Source organism: Janthinobacterium rivuli, from assembly GCF_009208735.1.
GTDB lineage: Bacteria > Pseudomonadota > Gammaproteobacteria > Burkholderiales > Burkholderiaceae_D > Janthinobacterium.
This window is the reverse complement of the sequence record NZ_WFLJ01000027.1, coordinates 16805-34364: the sequence shown is the minus strand read 5'-3', so window position 1 is coordinate 34364 and position 17560 is coordinate 16805. Positions and strand designations below refer to the sequence as shown.

Here is a 17560-nt window from a genome sequence, read left to right as displayed (position 1 = left end):
TTACAATATTCATGCTCATAATTACAATGTCGGCGACATGAATACCGGCGCGCCGATCCCGAACGGCCGGCGCGCTTTCTTGAGGAATGTATGCATTTGAATGGAAAGATGGCGGCACTGTGTCTGGCCGCCTGCGCCAGCCAGGTCCCCGCCGCCATGGCGGCACCCTTGCACCAGCGCCAGACGGCAACGCCGGCCGCGCCCGAAGTACGCACGCGCGACCTGCTGCTGTTCGGCGCCGGCCTGATCCTGCTGGCGGGCCGGCGCCGGCCCGAACACGATGCGTGGCAAGACCCGGCGCCAGGTTTACACCAGCAATAACACCGCATACGCGCGGCCCTCGTCGCGCAGGGCGATGCTGTCGCCCGCCTGCGCCACGCCATCGAGCGACAGGCCCGCAGGCCGTCCCTGCGCCCGCTCCACCGTGATGGCGTAGCTGCTGGCGCCGAAGCGGTACTGCATCTTGAAGCCGCCCCATTCGACCGGCATGGTCGGCGCCACGCGCAGCACGTTCGCTTCGCGCGTCAAGCCGAGCAGGGATTCGACGATCAGGCGGTACAGCCAGCCCGACGATCCCGTGTACCAGCTCCAGCCGCCGCGCCCCACGTGCGGCGCCACGGCATACACGTCGGCCGTCACCACGTACGGTTCCACCTTGTAGCGCGCCACCGCCTGCGCATCGACGCCATGGCGCACGGGATTGATCATGCGCAGCAATTCCCACGCTTTTTCGCCATCGCCCATGCGCGCAAACGCCATCGCCGTCCAGATGGCCGCATGCGTGTACTGGCCGCCGTTCTCGCGCACGCCCGGCACATAGCCGCGGATGTAGCCGGGATTGAGGTCGGCTTTGTCGAACGGCGGATCGAGCAGCTGGATCACGCCCGAATCGCGGCGCACCAGGCGCGCATCGACCTGGCGCATGGCACCGGCGACGCGCTCCTTGTTGGCGGCGCCCGACAGCACGCCCCAGCTTTGCGAAATCGAATCGATCTGGCATTCCTCGTTGGTGTGCGAACCCAAGGGCGTGCCGTCGTCGAAGTAGGCGCGCCGGTACCACTCGCCATCCCACGCATGTTCCTCGACGCTGGCCGCCAGCTTCACGGCTTCGTCGCGGCAGAACCGGGCAAACGCCGCGTCGCCACGCAGCAGGGCCACCTCGGCGAAGCGCTGCAGCACTTCGTACAGGAAGAAGGCCAGCCAGACGCTCTCGCCCTTGCCATGCTCGCCCACCTTGTCCATGCCGTCGTTCCAGTCGCAGGAACCGATCAGGGGCAAGCCGTGCACGCCCAGGCGCAGGCCATGGCGGATGGCGCGCACGCAATGTTCGTACAGGTCGGCCGACTCGCCCGAGCGCACGGGCAAGTCATAGTAGGAATCTTCTTCCGGCTTGACGGCCCGGCCCTCGATGAAGGGCGCCACTTCCGACAGCACATTGACGTCGCCCGTGGCGATCACATAGCGACAGGCGGCCAGCGGCAGCCACAGATAATCATCGGAGCAATGCGTGCGCACGCCCCGGTCCGATGGCGGATGCCACCAGTGCTGCACGTCGCCCTCGACGAACTGGTGCGCCGCGCACAGCAGCAGGTGGCCGCGCAGCAGTTGCGGCGCCGTGTGGATCATCGCCATCGCGTCTTGCAGCTGGTCGCGGAAACCGTAGGCGCCGCCCGACTGGTAATAGCCGCTGCGCGCCCACAAACGGCAGGCGATGGTCTGGTACATCAGCCAGCCATTGGCGATCACGTCGAGCGACGGGTCGGGCGTCTCGATGCGCACCGCGCCCAGGGTGGTTTTCCAGTGCGCGCGTACTTTTTCCAGGGTGGCGCGCGCCGCTTCCTTGCCCGCATGGCGCTGCACCATGGTGCTGGCGTCGGCATTGCGGCGCCCGCCCACGCCGAGCAGGAAGACGATTTCGCGCTCCTGTCCCGGTTGCAGCTCGAACGGCACCTGGATGGCGGCGCACTGGTCCAGCCCCGTGCCGGCCTTGCCGGACAGGCGCACGCGGCGCAAGGCGGCCGGCTGCGCCAGGCTGCCGTTGCGGCCGATGAATTCATTGCGGTCGCAGGTAATCGAACGGATGCTGGCGTCGGTATTGAAGAAGCCGACCCGGCCCGAAAACTCCGTGTTGTAGTTATTGCGCGCAAACAGCGCGCCGCTGATCGTGTCGACCTCGGTGGCCACGTGCATGCCGGACTTGGCGCGCAGGTCGGCCATCACCCATTCCACGTAACCGGTGACGGACAGGCGGCGCGGCACGCCGCTGTCGTTGCGCACCTTGATGACGGAGTATTTGACGGCCGCATCGAGCGCCACATAGGTGCACAATTCCGTGGCGATACCGCCCTCGCTGTGTTCAAACACGCTGTAGCCGAAGCCATGGCGCGTGACGTAGTCGCCGCTGCCGCGCGCGGGCAGGGACGAGGGCGACCAGAACTGGCCGGTTTGCTCGTCGCGCACATAAAACGCTTCGCCGGACAGGTCGGACACGGGGTCGTTCTGCCATGGCGTGAGACGGAATTCATGCGCATTCTCGCTCCACGTGTACGCCTGGCCGGCTTCCGACACCACCGTGCCGAATTGCGCATTGGCCAGCACGTTCGACCAGGGCGCCGGCGTCTGCTTGCCTTCTCCCGTGGTGATCACATATTCGCGGCCATCGGGCGTGAAACCGCCCAGGTCATTTTCCAGGATCAGCTCGCGCCTTGGCGCCCGGTGCGGCACGCCGCCATGCTCGCGCGCCGGGTCCTGCAGCAGCGGCGGCATGCGCAGCACGGGGCTGGGCGGACGCTTGACCTGCTCGGCCAGGGTGCCGCGCAAGTCGCTGATGATGGCGCGCGCCACCGATTGCAGCAAGATGCGGTCTTCGTTGGCGATCTGCTCGGCCAGGCGCACGAAGATGCCGCCCGGGCGGTCGATCGCCTGCGCATCGATGCCCGAGGCGATCAAGCCCATGATCTGGTCGTGCAGCAGCTGGCGGTAGCCCGACTGCTCTTCGTACCAGATCACCAGATCCACCACCAGGCCTTTCAGGCGCCAGTAGGCATGCGCCTGCACCATCTGGCGCGCCAGCTCGATATTGGCCACGTCGCGTATCTGCAGCAGCACGATGGGCAGGTCGCCGGAAATGGCATACGCCCACAGGCCGGACTGGCCGCGCTGGTTCTTGATCAGGATGCTGGCCTCGGCGCGCAGGGCCGCGTTCGGATAGATCACGGCGTTGGCAAGGCGCGCATACAGCTGCGCGTCCGCTTCGCTGGCATTGAGCTGACGCAGCACCACCTGGCTGTGCGTCCATGCCAGTTCGAACACGCGGTCGGCCAGGTGGCGGTCCTGGTATTTGTCGATCAGGTGCAGCGCCGCCTCGCGCTGCTCCACCATGCCGGTAACGCTGTCGACCGTCACGGCCTGATCGGGTTCGAGCGTGATGACGTAGCGGATGGCCACGATCGGGTCGAGCACGGAACCTTGGCCGCCGCTGAGCGGCCCGCTGTCCTGCAGCGCCTGCGGCAGCTGCGCCGTGTTGCCGCGGCCGATGAAACGCGCGCGGTCCGTCTCGAACGAAACAGCATAGTGCTCGATATCGTGCACGGTCATCACGTGCAGCAGCCACGGCATCTGCTCGTCTTTCGAGCGGGGCCGGCGCGTACACAGGATCGCATTTTCATGCGCGAGGATTTCCGTCTGCACGAACAGCTTGCTGAACGCGGGGTGGGCCGCGTCGGCCGCCGCCGGCGCCATCACCACTTCGGCAAAACTGGTGATCTCGATGCGCCGCTGGCGGTTCGAATTATTGCTGATGCGCGTGCGGCGGATTTCGATGTCGTCCTCGGGCGAGACGACGATTTCCGTGTACAGGTCCAGGCCATGGTCGGCGCGGCGGAACTCCGCGCGGCCCTCGGAAAAGATCACTTCGTATTTCTTCGGCTCGGCCAACGTCGGCTGGTACATGGTGGACCAGACGGCGCCGTCGTCGAGGTCGCGCAAATAGCAGAAATTGCCCCAGTTGTCGCGCGTGCTGTCCTCGCGCCAGCGCGTCACGGACAGGTCTTTCCAGCGGCTGTAGCTGCCGCCCGCATTGCTCACCATGACGTGGTAGCGGCCATTCGACAGCAGCTGCGTTTCCGGCACGGCGCTGTTGGCCTGCGTGAGGATGCGCATCGGCATGGCCTGCTCGGGCACGCCGCTGCGCAGCTCCGCCAGTTCGGCCGTGTTCGAGTAAAACGCGCCGGCCTGCGGCGTGCGTTCCTGCAGCACCAGCAAGGCCGATTGCAGCAGCGGATCGGACTCGAAACGGCGCTGCATCGGGCGGTCGTGCAGCAGGTAGCTGAGGGCCAGGAAACCCATGCCCTGGTGGTGCACCATGAAGGAACGGATGATGGCGCTGCCCTGCCCGCGCGGCAGGCGCGCGGTGGTGAAATCGATGGCTTCAAAGAAGCCGTAGCGGCCCATGTAGCCGGCCGCCTGCATGCGCTGCAGGTTCTGGCACGACGCTTCCGGCTGCACCATCAGGCCCATCATGCTGGCATACGGCGCCACCACCAGGTCGTCGGCCAGGCCCCGTTTCAGGCCCAGTCCCGGCACGCCAAAGGCGCGGTACTGGTAATTCAGGCTGGCGTCGACCGTGTTGTAGCCAGACTCGGAAATCCCCCATGGCACGTCGCGCTGGCGGCCATAGTCGATCTGCGCCTCGATGACGGAGTGGTAGGTCTGGTCCAGCAAGGTATTCGGGTAGTTCGGCATCACCAACAGCGGCATCAGGTACTCGAACATCGAGCCGCTCCACGACAGCAGCACGGGCTGGCCGGCCACCATGCACAGCTGGCGGCCAAGGGCGAACCAGTGCTCCTGCGGCAGCTGGCCCTGGGCGATGGCGATGAAGCTGGCCAGGCGCACTTCGGAGGCCAGCAAATCGTAGTAGCTGGGGTCCAGGCGCCGTTCGCTGACGTTGTAGCCGATGGCCAGCAATTTTGTCGATGGGTTGTACAGGAAGCCGTATTCGACCTGCGCGAAGTCGCGCGCCAGCCCCGCCGCGTGGGCGATGTCGCGCATGTGGCGGCCCGCCTGTTCGCGGCCCTGCGCCAGCATGGCGGCCAGCTCGGAAGGCAAGCCTTCCGGCGCTTCCAGGTTGGCCAGTTCGCGCAGGGTCGGCACGCGCAGCCACGCCGCATCGACGCCCGCCTGCGCCGCCCATGGCGCCAGGTGCTGCAACTCGGCCAGCGCCGCGCGGCATTGGCGCGCCAGCGCGCCTGCCCACATGGCCAGCTCGCCATCCTCGCCTTGCAGGGTCAGCGACAGCAGCGCATCGGCCGCGCCATTCACGGCGCTCAGGTAGGCATGCCATTCGGCCAGGCTGGCGGGCGCGGCCTGCATCTGCAGCAGGCTCATGTTGTCGCGCACGGCCTTGCCTTCGCCTTCGGCGGCGATGAATTCCTGCAGCACCTGCGCCGTTGTGCGGATGCCCTGCACCACCTGCGCACCGATGATCGGGGCGTCATACAGTTCCACCAGTCCCGGCTGCAAGGTCAGCAGATGGCCGGCCAGGTTGCCGCTGTCGACCGTCGAGATATACATCGGCTGCAGCGCCTTCAGGGTCTGCGTGTCGTACCAGTTATAGAAGTGGCCCTGGAAGCGTTCCAGCTCGCCCATGCTGTGCAGGGTGGCGCCGCTGCGCTCGATCAACTGGCCCATGGTGATATAGCCGAAATCGTAGGCCGTCACATTGGCCAGCAGCGCCAGGCCGATGTTCGTCGGCGAGGTGCGGTGCGCCACGACGAGGTTCGGATGCTCCTGCATGTTATCGGGCGGCAGCCAGTGGTCGTCCGGCCCGACGAAGGTGTCGAAATACGCCCAGGTCTTGCGCGCCACGCCGTGCAGGAAACGTCCCTGCTCGGCCGACAGGCGCGCCACGGCGCGCTCGATGGGGCGGCTGATCCACCAGGCGATGGCGGGTGCGGCCAGCCACAGCAGCAGCACCACGGCCGCCGCTGGCAAGGCTTCCGGGCGCCAGGTCAGCAAGGCGCCAAAGGTGGCCAGCGCCAGCGCGGGCGAGCACCACATGGCGCGCCAGCTGTCGGCCTGCGAACCGGAAGAATTGTGCAGGTTCGAGGCGCGCCAGTCGAGCAAATGCTTGTGCGACACGCCCAGGCGCCACAGGGTGCGCGCGATGGCGTCCAGGCTGATCCACGCTTCGTACGGCAGGAAGACAAGGGTCAGCATGGCGTGCGAAAACTGCACGCCGCAGCGCCGCTCGAAGGCGGCCAGGTGCTGGCGCCACAGGGTGTCGCGCGGTTTGCGCAGCAAATCGTACAGGGCCGAAAACACGGGCGGCAGGAAGATGATGGCCAGCACGGCCGCGCTCCAGAAGGCCACGTGCGGCAGGAAGCCCCACACCAGCAGCAGCGACAGGGTGGTGGCCGGCGCCACGACGCTGCGTCGCAGGTTGTCGAACAGCTTCCAGCGCGACAGCATCGACAGGGGATTGCGTTCGCGCTTGCCGGCGCGGCCCGGCACCCTGCCCAGCAGCCAGCCGATCAGTTGCCAGTCGCCGCGGGTCCAGCGCTGGCGGCGGCTCACGTCGGCGTCGTAGCGGGCCGGATATTCCTCGTACAGTTGCGAGTCGCTGAGCAGGCCGGCGCGCAGGTAGCAGCCTTCGAGCAGATCGTGGCTGAGGATTTTATTGTCGGGCAGGCGCTGGCCCAGCACGCGCTCGAACATGTCGAGGTCGTAGATGCCCTTGCCGATGAAGGAGCCTTCATAGAACACGTCCTGGTACAGGTCGGAGACGGTGCGCGTATAGGGGTCGATGCCTGGCTCTCCGCCGCACAGCAGTTCGTAGCGCGAGGCGTTCGCGCTGGGCAGCGCCACGGCCACGCGCGGCTGCAGGATGCCATAGCCGGCCACCACGCGCGTGCCGGCCGCGTCCAGCACGGGACGGTTCAGCGGGTGCATCATGGTGGCGATGAATTCGCGCGCCGCGTCGCGCGGCAGCTGCGTATCGGTGTCGAGCGTGATCACGTATTTGATCGTGCGCAGGCCGCGCAACTCGCCTTCTACCAGCGAGAATTTGTCGCGCGCGCCGCCGCGCAAGAACGCGTGCAGGTCCGACAGTTTGCCGCGCTTGCGCTCCTGCCCCATCCACGCATTCTGCTGCGAATTCCACAGGCGCGGACGGTGCAGCAGCAGGAACGGCCCCGCCTGGCCCAGCTCTTCGGGGTCGGCCGGCTCGCCGTTCTCCTGGGCCGCCGCGCCCTCGACGCGGTATTTCTCGTTCAAGCCGCGAATGGTCTCCTGCGCCTGGCGCAGCAAGGCGTCGTCGCCGGGCATCGTTTGCGCCTCCGCGTCGACGAAATCCGTCAGCAGGCAAAAGCGCAGGTTTGGATCGCGGTTGGCCAGATAACGCACTTCCAGCGCCTCGCACAGGGCCGCCACGTTGTCCTGGCTGTAGATCAGGGTCGGCACCACGACGATGCCGCGCGCATCGGACGGAATGCCTGCCTGGTAATCCATGCGCGGCAGCGGGTGCGGCGACGTCATCAGGGTCGCCAGCCAATTCACCACGGCCACGGCCAGCTGGCTGCTGCCCAGCAGCGCCAGCGCGCCCAGCGCCGCCAGGGGCCAGCCCTGCACGCCATGGCGCACGGCGCGTTCGAGCAGCAGCGCGCTCGTCGCCAGGGTCAGGAACGCAATGGCGCCCAGATAGCTGGCCAGCGGCGCGGCGCGCGCCGTATGCTGCAGCGCCTCGATGAAGGGCAGCTTCGCGCCGGTCTGCTTTTCCAGCACCAGCACGCCGCGTCCCACCAGATAAAAGCCGATGTGGCCGCGGCGCGCATCATTGCCGTTGCCGTGCGTATGCGCCAGCTGCACCGCCATCTCGGCCACCGCCACTTCGCTGCGCGCGCTGCGCTTGGCGATGCGTTCGATGGCGTGGCGGTAGCTGTCTCGCGTGGCGAAATCCATCAAGCCATACGTGCCGGCCGGGTCCAGGCGCAAAGTCTGCTCGACCACGCTCATGGTCTCGACGAATTCCTGCCAATCCATGGTGCCGAGAAAGCGCAGGCTGCCGATGCTGTTGGCGATCGATACCTGGTCGGCCGCCTGCTGCCCGATCTCGGACTGGATCTGCTGCTCGATGGTGAGGCCCGACTCGGCCAGCTTGTGCGTCAGCCACGACAGCGCCAGGGTCAGCGACGAACTTTGTCCCTGCAGACGGCGCGACAGTTCGGCCACGAAGGCGCTGGTGATGGGCGGATTCGAACGGGCCATGTCGGCCACCAGCAGGATCAAGCCGCTGGGATTGCGTTCGGCGATCTCCGTCATCTGGTCGGCCCAGGTATTGGCCAGGTCGCGCTGCATGCGGTCGTCGGCCACGCGCACGGCGACGCGGCGCAGGTTTTCGATCAGGGCCAGGCGCAGCATGATGGGCACGGCCCACAGTTCGCCCAGGGTCAAGGTGGCCACGTCCTGGTAAGCCTCGATGAAGTGGCACAGGTTTTCCAGGTCGACGCGGCCATCGCCGTGCGAGATGATTTCCAGCGCGATCTTGTACACGCGCGGGCAACCGGCGTCGGGGCCCGACGTCAGCCGCGGCAGCTCCTTGCTGTAGTTCTTCGGCAGGTGGCGCCGCGTGGTGCGGATCTGCTCTTCGATCAGATAAAAATTATCGAGCAACCATTCCGACGCGGGCGTGACCTGGCGCCCGCTTTTCACCGTGGCCGTCAACTCGTTGACGGTGGCCGTGATCAGGGCCGCATTGTCGGCCAGGCGCGCCAACAGGCGGTCGCGGCCGTGATGCCGCCCTACCGCATGGCCGGCGGCCACGTGCTTGCCGTGGGCGGCCATCTGCATGGCGCTGAATAATTCGGAACGCAGGGGCAAGGCGTCGTCGCGCGCGGCGTCGAAGGTGTCCGGTGCAAGGGAATGGTCGCGGAAGATTTCCTTGACTTTGGAAATCCGTTCCTTGATCTGCTGCGTGACAACTGCTGTGTACTCTTTCAACTTGGGCCTCGCTAGGTGCGCGCAGGCAACCAGCGGCCACCGTCACGCTGGCCCAGTCTGGAAGAACACGATCGGACACTGGCGAAGACGGAAAGCGAAGCGCCGGAGCGTTGCGATGAATCTCAGGGTGCAGGGAGATTTTCTGAACTTCATCGTAGGTGCGCCCTGTACGCAAGACCGTGCGCTAGCGTACATACAGCACGTTTTAGGGCGGTTTCAGCAAAGAAATCAGCGCCTTGAATGGCGGAAAAATGCCGGCAGGAAATGAACGGAGGAACTACGCGACGGGCACCGTGCCGATGATGGCACGGTGCAATATTTCAAGGAGGAAACGTAAGCCCTCAGGCGGCGATGGCCAGCGCGTGGCGCGTCGCATCCGCCATCGCCATGCCGCCGTTGAGTTGCCATGCAGCACCATGGCCGAGGCGGCGCAGGCAGGCGGCGGCGCGCGCGCTGCGGTTGCCGCTGCGGCAGAAAAAGACCAGCGGGCGCTGCGGCTGCTGCAGCCATGCGGCCACCTGTCCGGCCAGGCGGCTCAGCGGTACGCTGCGCACTTCGCAGCCTTCACACACCGTGCCGGCGCAAGCCGCATGTTCATACGCTTCGCGCACGTCGACGAGGATGGCGTCGGGATGCTGGCGCAGGAAGGCGGGCAGAGCTGCCGCGTCGAGCTGCAGTTCGCTGGCGGCAGCCTCGCCTTCGCGTGCGGCGCGCAGCGTGCCGCAGATGCCGCCGTCGTCACCGGATGCGCACAGCACGGTGTCTGGCGTCACCAGCGCCGCCTCCAGCAAGGGCGTCAGCGCCTCGGGCGCCAGGCTGCCGATGAAGGCGAAGCGCTGCCCCAGCAGATACACATGGCTGGCGCCGCACTCGACGCGTCGCAGGCGCTGCTGGCCCAGCGCCAGCTCACCGTCGATATCGACGCGACCCACCTGTTCGATGGCGAGTTCCTGCAGCAAGGCCAGGCGCGCCACGCCATGGTCGGCTGGTGGCGCCGTGTGCACGATGGCGCGCAGGGCCAGGTGCTGGCAGCGGATGAAGGCGGCCAGGCGCGGCACGAGCGCGGCGACAGGATCGATGACGACGCAACTGGCGCTGGCGGCGTCGCTGAGCAGCCAGGTGCACTGGCCGTCGACGCTCAGCTGAATCACGCCGTCCTGCGGCGATGGCGCCAGCGCCGACGGCAGCAGGCAGCTGCTGCGCAGCGCTGCGCCGCAGCGCTCGATGCGCGCGCAGGCAGCGGCAATGGTCGCCGCGTCGATCAGGGGACCGAACGACAGACGGATGGCCGAACTGGCGCGCCATTGCGGCACGTGCATCGCTTCCAGCACATAGCTGGGCAGCGCCTTGGCGGCGGAACAGGCGCTGCCCGAGCTGACGCGCACGCGCGCCGCGTCGAACAGGTCGAGCAATTCCTTCGACGACAGGCCCGGCACGGAAAAATTGAGCGTCGTCGGCATGGACAAGTCGAACGGCATATTGAACACGATGCCGGGGAAAGCGCGCTCCAGGCTGGCCACCAGCTGTTCACGGAACGAGGCCAGGTCGGCGTGGCTGCGGAAGGTCTTGCCATCGTCGAGCGCGGCCAGCACGGCGCCCAGGGCGGCGATGCCGGCCATGTTTTCCGTGCCCGAGCGCAGGCCCGCTTCCTGGCCGCCGCCCATCATCAGCGGCGTAAACGGCGCGCCGGCGCGCACGTACAGCATGCCGATGCCCTTGGGCGCATACAGCTTGTGGCCGGAAAACGGCGCGTAGTCGATGCGCGTGGCGGCCAGGTTCAGCTTCAGCTTGCCCAGCGCCTGCACGCAATCGACCATCCAGTAGGCATCGGCGCCGCGTTCCTGCAGCAGTTGCGCGATGGCGGACAAGTCGCTGACGACGCCCGTCTCATTATTCGCCGCCATCGTGCACAGCATGGCCGCGTCACCGATCAGCGCATCGAGCGCCTGCAGATCGTGGCGCCCCTGCGCATCGACCGGCAGCTTGCGCACTTCCAGGTTCAGGCCCAATAGCCGGTTCCAGTGCGCCAGGCTTTCCGGCACGGCCTTGTGCTCGGTCGCGCCATACAGCAGCAGGCTGCCGATGCGCTTGCCCGCATCGCGCCGCTCGCGCAACGCGCACAGGGCCGACAGTACGGCCGTCTGGATGCCTTCGGTGGCGCCGCTATTGAACATCAATCGGCCGTCGCCCACGCCCAGCAGACGGCTGGCGCGCTGGCGCACGCCATCCATCATGGCCTTGGCCTGCAATCCCGTGGCGTGAGTGCTGCTGGGATTGCCATAGCCCTGCTCCATCGCTTGCCGGGCTGCGGCAACGGCGGCGGGCAGCACGCAAGTGGTGGCATTGCTGTCGAGGTAGATTTCTTTCATGATGGCGGTCTGGGCATTCTATAAAGGGGGGGCAGCGCTAGCGGCTGGAACATGTGGATAGTCTAGCGGCCTGCGCCCGTGAAGATATGCCAAAACACACTGCAACTACGCTACTATGCAGCATGTTCATGCTACAAAAACAGGAATCGTAAAATGAATTCACCAAACGCTTCGCTCGACAAATTCGACTGCGCCATCCTGGCCGCCCTGCAGCAGGATGGCACCTTGTCGATCGCCGCCCTCAGCGAGAAGATCGGCCTGTCCAGCACCCCGTGCTGGAAGCGGGTCAAGCGCCTGGAGGAAGAGGGTTATATCGAGAGCCGCGTGGCCATCGTCAACCGGCAAAAAGTGGGCTTGCCCGTGACCGTTTTCGTCAGCGTGCGCACGGGCCAGCACGATGAAAAATGGCTGCGCCGCTTCGCCGCCGCCGTCATCGTCCTGCCCGAGGTACAGGAATTCCACCGCATGAGCGGCGACATCGACTACTTGCTGAAAGTCGTCACCACCGACATCAAGGGTTATGACACTTTCTATAAAAAGCTCATCAAGGCGGTACAGCTGACGGGCGTGTCGTCCGCCTTTTCCATGGAACAAATCAAGTGCAGCACGGAATTGCCGCTGGAATTGATCGCCCACGGCTTGCCTGCCTGAACGTTTTTCCGCGCCGCACGGGGGCACATGAAAACTGCGCATGTTGACACCCCGCCATCGTTGCCATAAGGCAACACATCCACATTAAACACGCCATTCCTCCCCTATATCCTCCCTATCCGTCGCTATACTGCGCACTGCCTGTGCCTGTTTGGCAAGCTCTGCCAGTCGCGCAGGCCCATTCCCAGGGTCGTCCATGCATCTGCTTCGCCACCTTTCCATCCAGAAAAAATTGATGTTCAGCATGGGTTTCTGCCTGTTGCTGTTCATGGGCATTTCCTCATTCCTCAGCGTGCGCATGAGCAGCGATTATGTGCGCGAGCGCGTCGTCGGCCAGGAACTACCGGCCCAGGTGGGCGAAATCCGCAACGACGTGCTGCGCCAGATCAGCCAGCCGCTGTCCGTGGTGCAGACGATGGCCAACGACATCTTCCTGCAGGACTGGGAAGACGCGGAGCTGACCGACAGCGGCATGGCCACTTTCCAGCGCTATGCCAGGACGCTCAAGGAAAAAAACAAGGCGGCCGTCGTCAGCTGGAGTTCCCAAGCCGCATCCAGGTACATGACCGATGCGGGCCTGATCCGCACGCTGGACAAGCAGCAGCCAGCCGATCACTGGTTCTTCAGCATGCTCGATGAAAACAAGCAGCACACGATCAATCTGGATCGCGATCCGGCCTCGGGCAGTTTCATGCTGTTCCTGAATGCGCGCGGCCAGACGGCCGGCGGCAAGGCCGTCATCGCAGGCATGGGCTTGAGCGTCGACGCGATGGCCGAGACCATCCGCAGCTACAAGGTTGGCCAGACGGGCCATGTCTACCTGGTACGCGCCGACGGCAACCTGCTGATCCACCGCGATCCGGCCCTGGCCGACGGCAAACATCAATTGAAGGACTTGCCCGGCTTTAGCGCGGCACTGAGCAAGGCTCTGCTGACCGGGAATACATACACCTATGCCAGTTATGCGGCGCCGACCGGCAAGCAGCTCGTCGCCGCCTCCTTCGTGCCGGAACTCAATCTGTATGTGATGGCCGAAGTGCCGGAAGCGGAAGTGCTGGGCAATGTCACGCGGTCGGCCCTGATTGCCGCCCTGATCGCCGGCCTGGTCGGCGGCGGCATCGCCCTGCTCATCATTTATGTCATCAGCCGCGCCATCGCCGCCCCCGTCGCGCGGGCGGCCGACATGCTCAGCGAGATCGCCAGCGGGAATGGCGATCTGAGCCGCCGCATGCCCGTCGAATCGGAAGACGAGGTTGGTGCGCTGGCCGCCGCCTTCAACCGTTTCGTCGCCTCGCTGAACGTGACGATACGCGAAGTTCGCGACAGTACCGGGTCCATCGCCAGCGCATCGAGCCAGATCGCGTCGGGCAACCTGGATCTGTCGGCGCGTACGGAAACCCAGGCGTCAAGCCTGGAAGAGACGGCGGCGGCGATGGAAGAGCTGACGTCGACCGTGAAACAGAACGCGGACAATGCGCGCCAGGCGAACCAGCTGGTGGTGTCCGCTTCAAGTCACGCCGTCAAGGGCGGCGAGGTGGTCGGACAAGTGGTGCAGACCATGGGGGCGATTACGGAAAGTTCGCGCAAGATCGCGGATATTATCGGCGTGATCGACAGCATTGCCTTTCAAACCAACATCCTCGCGCTGAACGCGGCGGTCGAGGCGGCGCGCGCGGGCGAACAGGGCCGCGGCTTTGCCGTGGTGGCGACCGAGGTGCGCAACCTGGCACAACGCTCGGCGGCGGCAGCGAAGGAAATCAAGGACTTGATCGTCGACTCGGGCAGCAAGGTGGAAGCGGGCAGCAAGCTGGTCGACTCGGCCGGTGCCACCATGCAGGACATCGTCGTGTCCGTGCAGCGAGTGGCCGACCTGATGGGGGAAATCGCCTCGGCCAGCCAGGAGCAAAGCCAGGGCATCGCGCAAGTCAATGCCACCGTCACGCAGATGGATGACGCCACCCAGCAAAACGCGGCCCTGGTGGAAGAAGCGGCGGCGGCGGCACAGTCCTTGCAGGATCAGGCCGGCCGGCTGGCGCAGGTGGTCAGCGTCTTCAAGCTAGAAGAGATTACAGCGCCGGCGCCTTCACGCTTGCCGCTTGCTTGAAGAAATCATAAATGCCGCTCTCGCTCATGCGGCGCGCATTCGCCAGTTCGCCGCCCTTGGTGGCGTACAGCACCTGATTGTAGTCACTCGAGACCAGCACGGCGGCCGGGATGCCTTTCTTGAGTGGATTGCCATAGGCTTGCGCCACATCGAGGTTATGGTCGAAGTTGCCCACGTCGACCTTGACGACCTTGAACTGCTGCTGCATCAGCTCGGCATTCTTGCCTTCCTTCAAGGCCTTGTCGAGCGCGCGGCAATCTTCGCACCAGTTGGCGCCAAAGATCAGCAAGACCGGCACGTGGGCCGCCTTGGCCTCGGCCAGCGCGCGGGCCACGTCGGCCTTGGCGTCGGCCGCCGCGTTGTACGGCAAATGCGGCGTAGCGACCGGGTTGCTTGGCGTCGGGGCGGCGGCAACGGCGGTGCCGGCAAGCAGCAGGCTGGCAAAGAAAAGGGAAGCGAAACGGGAAACGCGCATGCGGGGCTCCTGAGAGAAATCGTGAGGCCAGCTGAACAGCTGCCAGCGGGCGTGATTGTCTAGAATATGCCTGCTTGTAGGAAATATCCACCATTTAATTGCACTGTGCTTATGCGGAAAACGTATAAGCACGTATAAGCACATATAAGAGCGCCACCAAGGAGAAGTCGCTTGCGCATGCCAGATACCCAGCACCCAACGCTGTCCGGCGCCGCGCGCATGCTGCGCAGCGCCTATCCGGGCGGCATGCCGGACACGGCGTATTTCGCCGTGCTGGCCCTGCTGTATGAACACTTTTCCGACCGCCACCTGAGCGAGCTGATGGCCGCTGTCACGGGCAAGGCTGCGGCGCTGGTCCTCAATGACATCTATGCCTGCGCCAGCAGCAAGCCGGCGCCGTCCGCCATCGCGGCCGCCTGGAACTTGCTGGTGCGACATGGCTTGCAAGCGGTCTGCGCCGAGGATTAACCCCCGCCGGCAGCGAAATGGAACGCATGGGATAATATCGGGCTCACACAGAGCAACGCGGCCCGAACGCGCCCTCCCCCATGACGACTTCTTTCCTGGCACGCTGGCTGCCGCAACCGAACAACGGCAGCCGCCGCGAACAGGCGCGCGCCTGCGCGGGCGCCATCTGCGGCCTGCTGCTCACTGGCCTCATCTGTCACTTCCTGCTGGCTCCCGACAGCGCCAGCGTCTACCTGATCGCGCCCATGGGCGCCTCGGCCGTGCTGCTGTTCTGCCTGCCGGCCAGCCCGCTGGCGCAACCATGGTCCGTGGTGGGCGGCAACGTCGTCTCCGGCCTGGTCGGCATGGCATGCGTGAAATGGCTGGGGTCCAGCGTGGGCGTGGCGGCGCTGGCCGCCTGCCTGGCCATCGGCGCCATGTTTGCCCTGCGCTGCCTGCATCCGCCGGGCGGCGCCGTGGCCCTGACCACCGTCGTCGGCGGCGCCAGCGTGCATGCGGCCGGCTTTGAATTCGTCTTCATCACCGTACTGTTCAATTCCGCCGTGCTGGTCGCCTGCGCCGTGCTGTACAACAACCTGACGGGGCGCCGCTACCCGCACATCCAGCAACTGGTCGCGCCGCATCCGCACGCCACCCGGGACGACGTGCCCAGCAACCGCCTGGGCTTTTCGCCCGATGACCTCGATGCCGTGCTGCGCCAGCACAGCGAGGTACTCGACATCAGCCGCGACGATTTGCAGGCGATTTTCCTGCAAACGGAAATGCGCGCCTACCAGCGCCGCTTCGGCGTCGTCACCTGCGCCGACATCATGTCGAAGGACGTGCTCAGCGTGGAATTCGGCACGCCACTCGATGTTGCCTGGCGCACCATGCGCGAGCACCAGGTGGGCGCCCTGCCCGTGCTGAACCGGGCGCGTCGCGTCATCGGCATCATCACGCAGACGGATTTCCTGCGCCATGGCGGCCTCGACGATTATCAGGGCATGCGCCAGCGCCTGCGCGGCCTGCTGCAGCGCAGCGGCCTGTCCCACAGCGACAAGCCGGAAGTGGTCGGCCAGCTGATGACGCCGTCGCCGCACACGGCCCGCCTGGGCACGCCCATCATCGACCTCGTGCCCCTGATGGCCGACGCCGGCTACCACCATATTCCCATCCTCGACGACGACGAACGCCTGGCCGGCATCATCAGCCAGTCCGACCTGATGGCGGCCCTGTACGAAAGCCGCTTTGCCGAGGCCGCCGCATGACGGCATTCCAGGCACTGCTGACCGGCGCCGACGGCGGGCCGTCCGGCACGGCCGTCAGCGCGCATTTTTTTGGCACGCAACTAGCCATCGACCCTCTCGGTTCCAGCGTCGACGTGGCGCAGCTGATCGTCAGCGTGGGCGGTGTCGATGGCCCCGAACTGTTCCTGAACTGGCTCGATGAACAAGGGCGGCAAGCGTCGCTGAAACCGCTCGGGACGGAAGACATCGCCATCGTCTTGAAGGAAGCGCCAGCCGCGCTGCAGCCGCAACTGCAGCGTTTGTGGGGCGAACGCCAGCGCAACCGGCGGCAAGTATCGGGCTGGCTGGCCGGCTTGACAGGCGCGGCCGTGGTCGCGGCCGCCCTGTTGTGGTGGCAAGGCGGCCATGCCGTCGGCGTGCTGGCGGGATTAATCCCCCTGTCAACGGAAAAGCAGCTGGGCGAACTGGCCCTGTCGCAAGTGCGCGCGCAAGGCGGCATCAGCGAGAGCGGCGTGGCGCAGCAGACGGTGCAGGACATCGGCCGCAAGCTGACGGCCGGGTCGCGCTACCCCTACCGCTGGCTGGTCAAGCAGGATGACACGGTCAATGCGTTTGCCATGCCGGGCGGCATCATCGTCGTGCATACGGGCTTGCTGCGCCAGGCGGGGGACCCGGGCGAGCTGGCCGGCGTGCTCGCGCATGAGGTACAGCACGTGGAGCAGCGCCATTCGCTGCGGCAAATGATCAGCAGCCTGGGCTGGGGCGCCCTGGTGGGCGTGACCCTCGGCGACATCAGCGCCGTGGCCGCCATGCTGGCGCACCAGGCTGGCACCCTGTATTTCAGCCGCGACATGGAAGAGGAAGCGGACCACCTGGGTTTGCTCGCCCTGCAGCGCGCGCACATCCGTCCCGACGGCATGCTGCGCTTCTTCCAGAAGCTCGATGACCAGGACAAGGCCAAGGCCAGCGTACCGGGATGGATTTCCTCGCACCCGCAGACGGCGGCGCGCGCCCAGCAGATCCGCAGCCTGATCGCCGCCACGCCCTGCCCCGCCTGCGTCCCACTGAGCAGCCAGCACTGGCAGGCGATGAAAGCCGCCCTGCCGCCTACGGCAAAATAGCAACATTCCTCCCGCACAATTTATTCAAACGCACCGGGCAATGGCGTATGCTTACGCCCCGGCTGCTCCTTTGCGACCGGCCACCCCGACCCCGCCAAGAACGCCTATCAAAACCTACTGCGCGTCGTAATTTGCGGTCTGCGATGCTC

General features: G+C 65.9%; 9 protein-coding genes. 6 read left to right on the top strand and 3 right to left on the bottom strand.

The window, feature by feature from the left end; translation table 11 throughout:
* Positions 1–90: 90 nt before the first annotated feature.
* Complete coding sequence (locus tag GCN78_RS27185) at positions 91–321, top strand: hypothetical protein (RefSeq protein ID WP_152254474.1); 231 nt, start codon at positions 91–93, stop codon at positions 319–321.
* On the opposite strand, the gene GCN78_RS27180 is transcribed toward GCN78_RS27185, so the two are convergent.
* Together GCN78_RS27180 and GCN78_RS27175 are read right to left on the bottom strand one after the other, a co-directional pair.
* Positions 307–8934: a GH36-type glycosyl hydrolase domain-containing protein gene (locus GCN78_RS27180; protein ID WP_193316888.1), complete on the bottom strand. Its 8628-nt coding sequence runs from the start codon at positions 8932–8934 to the stop codon at positions 307–309. The genes GCN78_RS27185 and GCN78_RS27180 overlap by 15 nt on opposite strands.
* A 404-nt stretch (positions 8935–9338) precedes the next feature.
* Positions 9339–11366: an aminotransferase class V-fold PLP-dependent enzyme gene (locus GCN78_RS27175; RefSeq protein ID WP_152254473.1), complete on the bottom strand. Its 2028-nt coding sequence runs from the start codon at positions 11364–11366 to the stop codon at positions 9339–9341.
* A 153-nt stretch (positions 11367–11519) separates the two neighbouring features.
* Here GCN78_RS27175 and GCN78_RS27170 point away from each other — a divergent pair, with 153 nt between their 5' ends.
* Entirely contained in the window at positions 11520–12017 is a 498-nt protein-coding gene (locus GCN78_RS27170; RefSeq protein WP_046682091.1) for an Lrp/AsnC family transcriptional regulator, read from the top strand.
* Positions 12018–12213: 196 nt separating this feature from the next.
* Positions 12214–14121, top strand: coding sequence for a methyl-accepting chemotaxis protein (locus tag GCN78_RS27165; RefSeq protein ID WP_152254472.1), 1908 nt, complete (start codon positions 12214–12216; stop codon positions 14119–14121).
* On the opposite strand, the gene GCN78_RS27160 is transcribed toward GCN78_RS27165, so the two are convergent.
* Positions 14084–14596 (bottom strand): thioredoxin family protein, encoded by a 513-nt coding sequence (locus GCN78_RS27160; RefSeq protein WP_226939847.1) that lies wholly within the window; start codon positions 14594–14596, stop codon positions 14084–14086. The genes GCN78_RS27165 and GCN78_RS27160 overlap by 38 nt on opposite strands.
* A gap of 177 nt (positions 14597–14773) precedes the next feature.
* Here GCN78_RS27160 and GCN78_RS27155 point away from each other — a divergent pair, with 177 nt between their 5' ends.
* The 3 genes from GCN78_RS27155 to GCN78_RS27145 all read left to right on the top strand — a co-directional run bounded on the left by GCN78_RS27155 (position 14774) and on the right by GCN78_RS27145 (position 17411).
* Positions 14774–15064 (top strand): DUF3349 domain-containing protein, encoded by a 291-nt coding sequence (locus tag GCN78_RS27155; protein WP_152254471.1) that lies wholly within the window; start codon positions 14774–14776, stop codon positions 15062–15064.
* A gap of 80 nt (positions 15065–15144) precedes the next feature.
* Positions 15145–16311 carry an HPP family protein gene (locus GCN78_RS27150; protein ID WP_152254470.1) on the top strand — a complete coding sequence of 389 codons (1167 nt, stop codon included), beginning with the start codon at positions 15145–15147 and terminating at the stop codon, positions 16309–16311.
* Complete coding sequence (locus GCN78_RS27145; RefSeq protein ID WP_152254469.1) at positions 16308–17411, top strand: M48 family metallopeptidase; 1104 nt, start codon at positions 16308–16310, stop codon at positions 17409–17411. The genes GCN78_RS27150 and GCN78_RS27145 overlap by 4 nt, the downstream gene beginning before the upstream one ends.
* Positions 17412–17560: the final 149 nt, after the last annotated feature.

Excerpts from the sequence above, each read along its gene's own strand:
- GCN78_RS27185 (WP_152254474.1), top strand. The coding sequence starts at position 91 with ATGCATTTGAATGGAAAGATGGCGGCACTGTGTCTGGCCGCCTGCGCC.
- GCN78_RS27145 (WP_152254469.1), top strand. The coding sequence starts at position 16,308 with ATGACGGCATTCCAGGCACTGCTGACCGGCGCCGACGGCGGGCCGTCC.
- GCN78_RS27175 (WP_152254473.1), bottom strand. The coding sequence starts at position 11,366 with ATGAAAGAAATCTACCTCGACAGCAATGCCACCACTTGCGTGCTGCCC.
- GCN78_RS27155 (WP_152254471.1), top strand. The coding sequence starts at position 14,774 with ATGCCAGATACCCAGCACCCAACGCTGTCCGGCGCCGCGCGCATGCTG.
- GCN78_RS27160 (WP_226939847.1), bottom strand. The coding sequence starts at position 14,596 with ATGCGCGTTTCCCGTTTCGCTTCCCTTTTCTTTGCCAGCCTGCTGCTT.
- GCN78_RS27170 (WP_046682091.1), top strand. The coding sequence starts at position 11,520 with ATGAATTCACCAAACGCTTCGCTCGACAAATTCGACTGCGCCATCCTG.
- GCN78_RS27150 (WP_152254470.1), top strand. The coding sequence starts at position 15,145 with ATGACGACTTCTTTCCTGGCACGCTGGCTGCCGCAACCGAACAACGGC.
- GCN78_RS27165 (WP_152254472.1), top strand. The coding sequence starts at position 12,214 with ATGCATCTGCTTCGCCACCTTTCCATCCAGAAAAAATTGATGTTCAGC.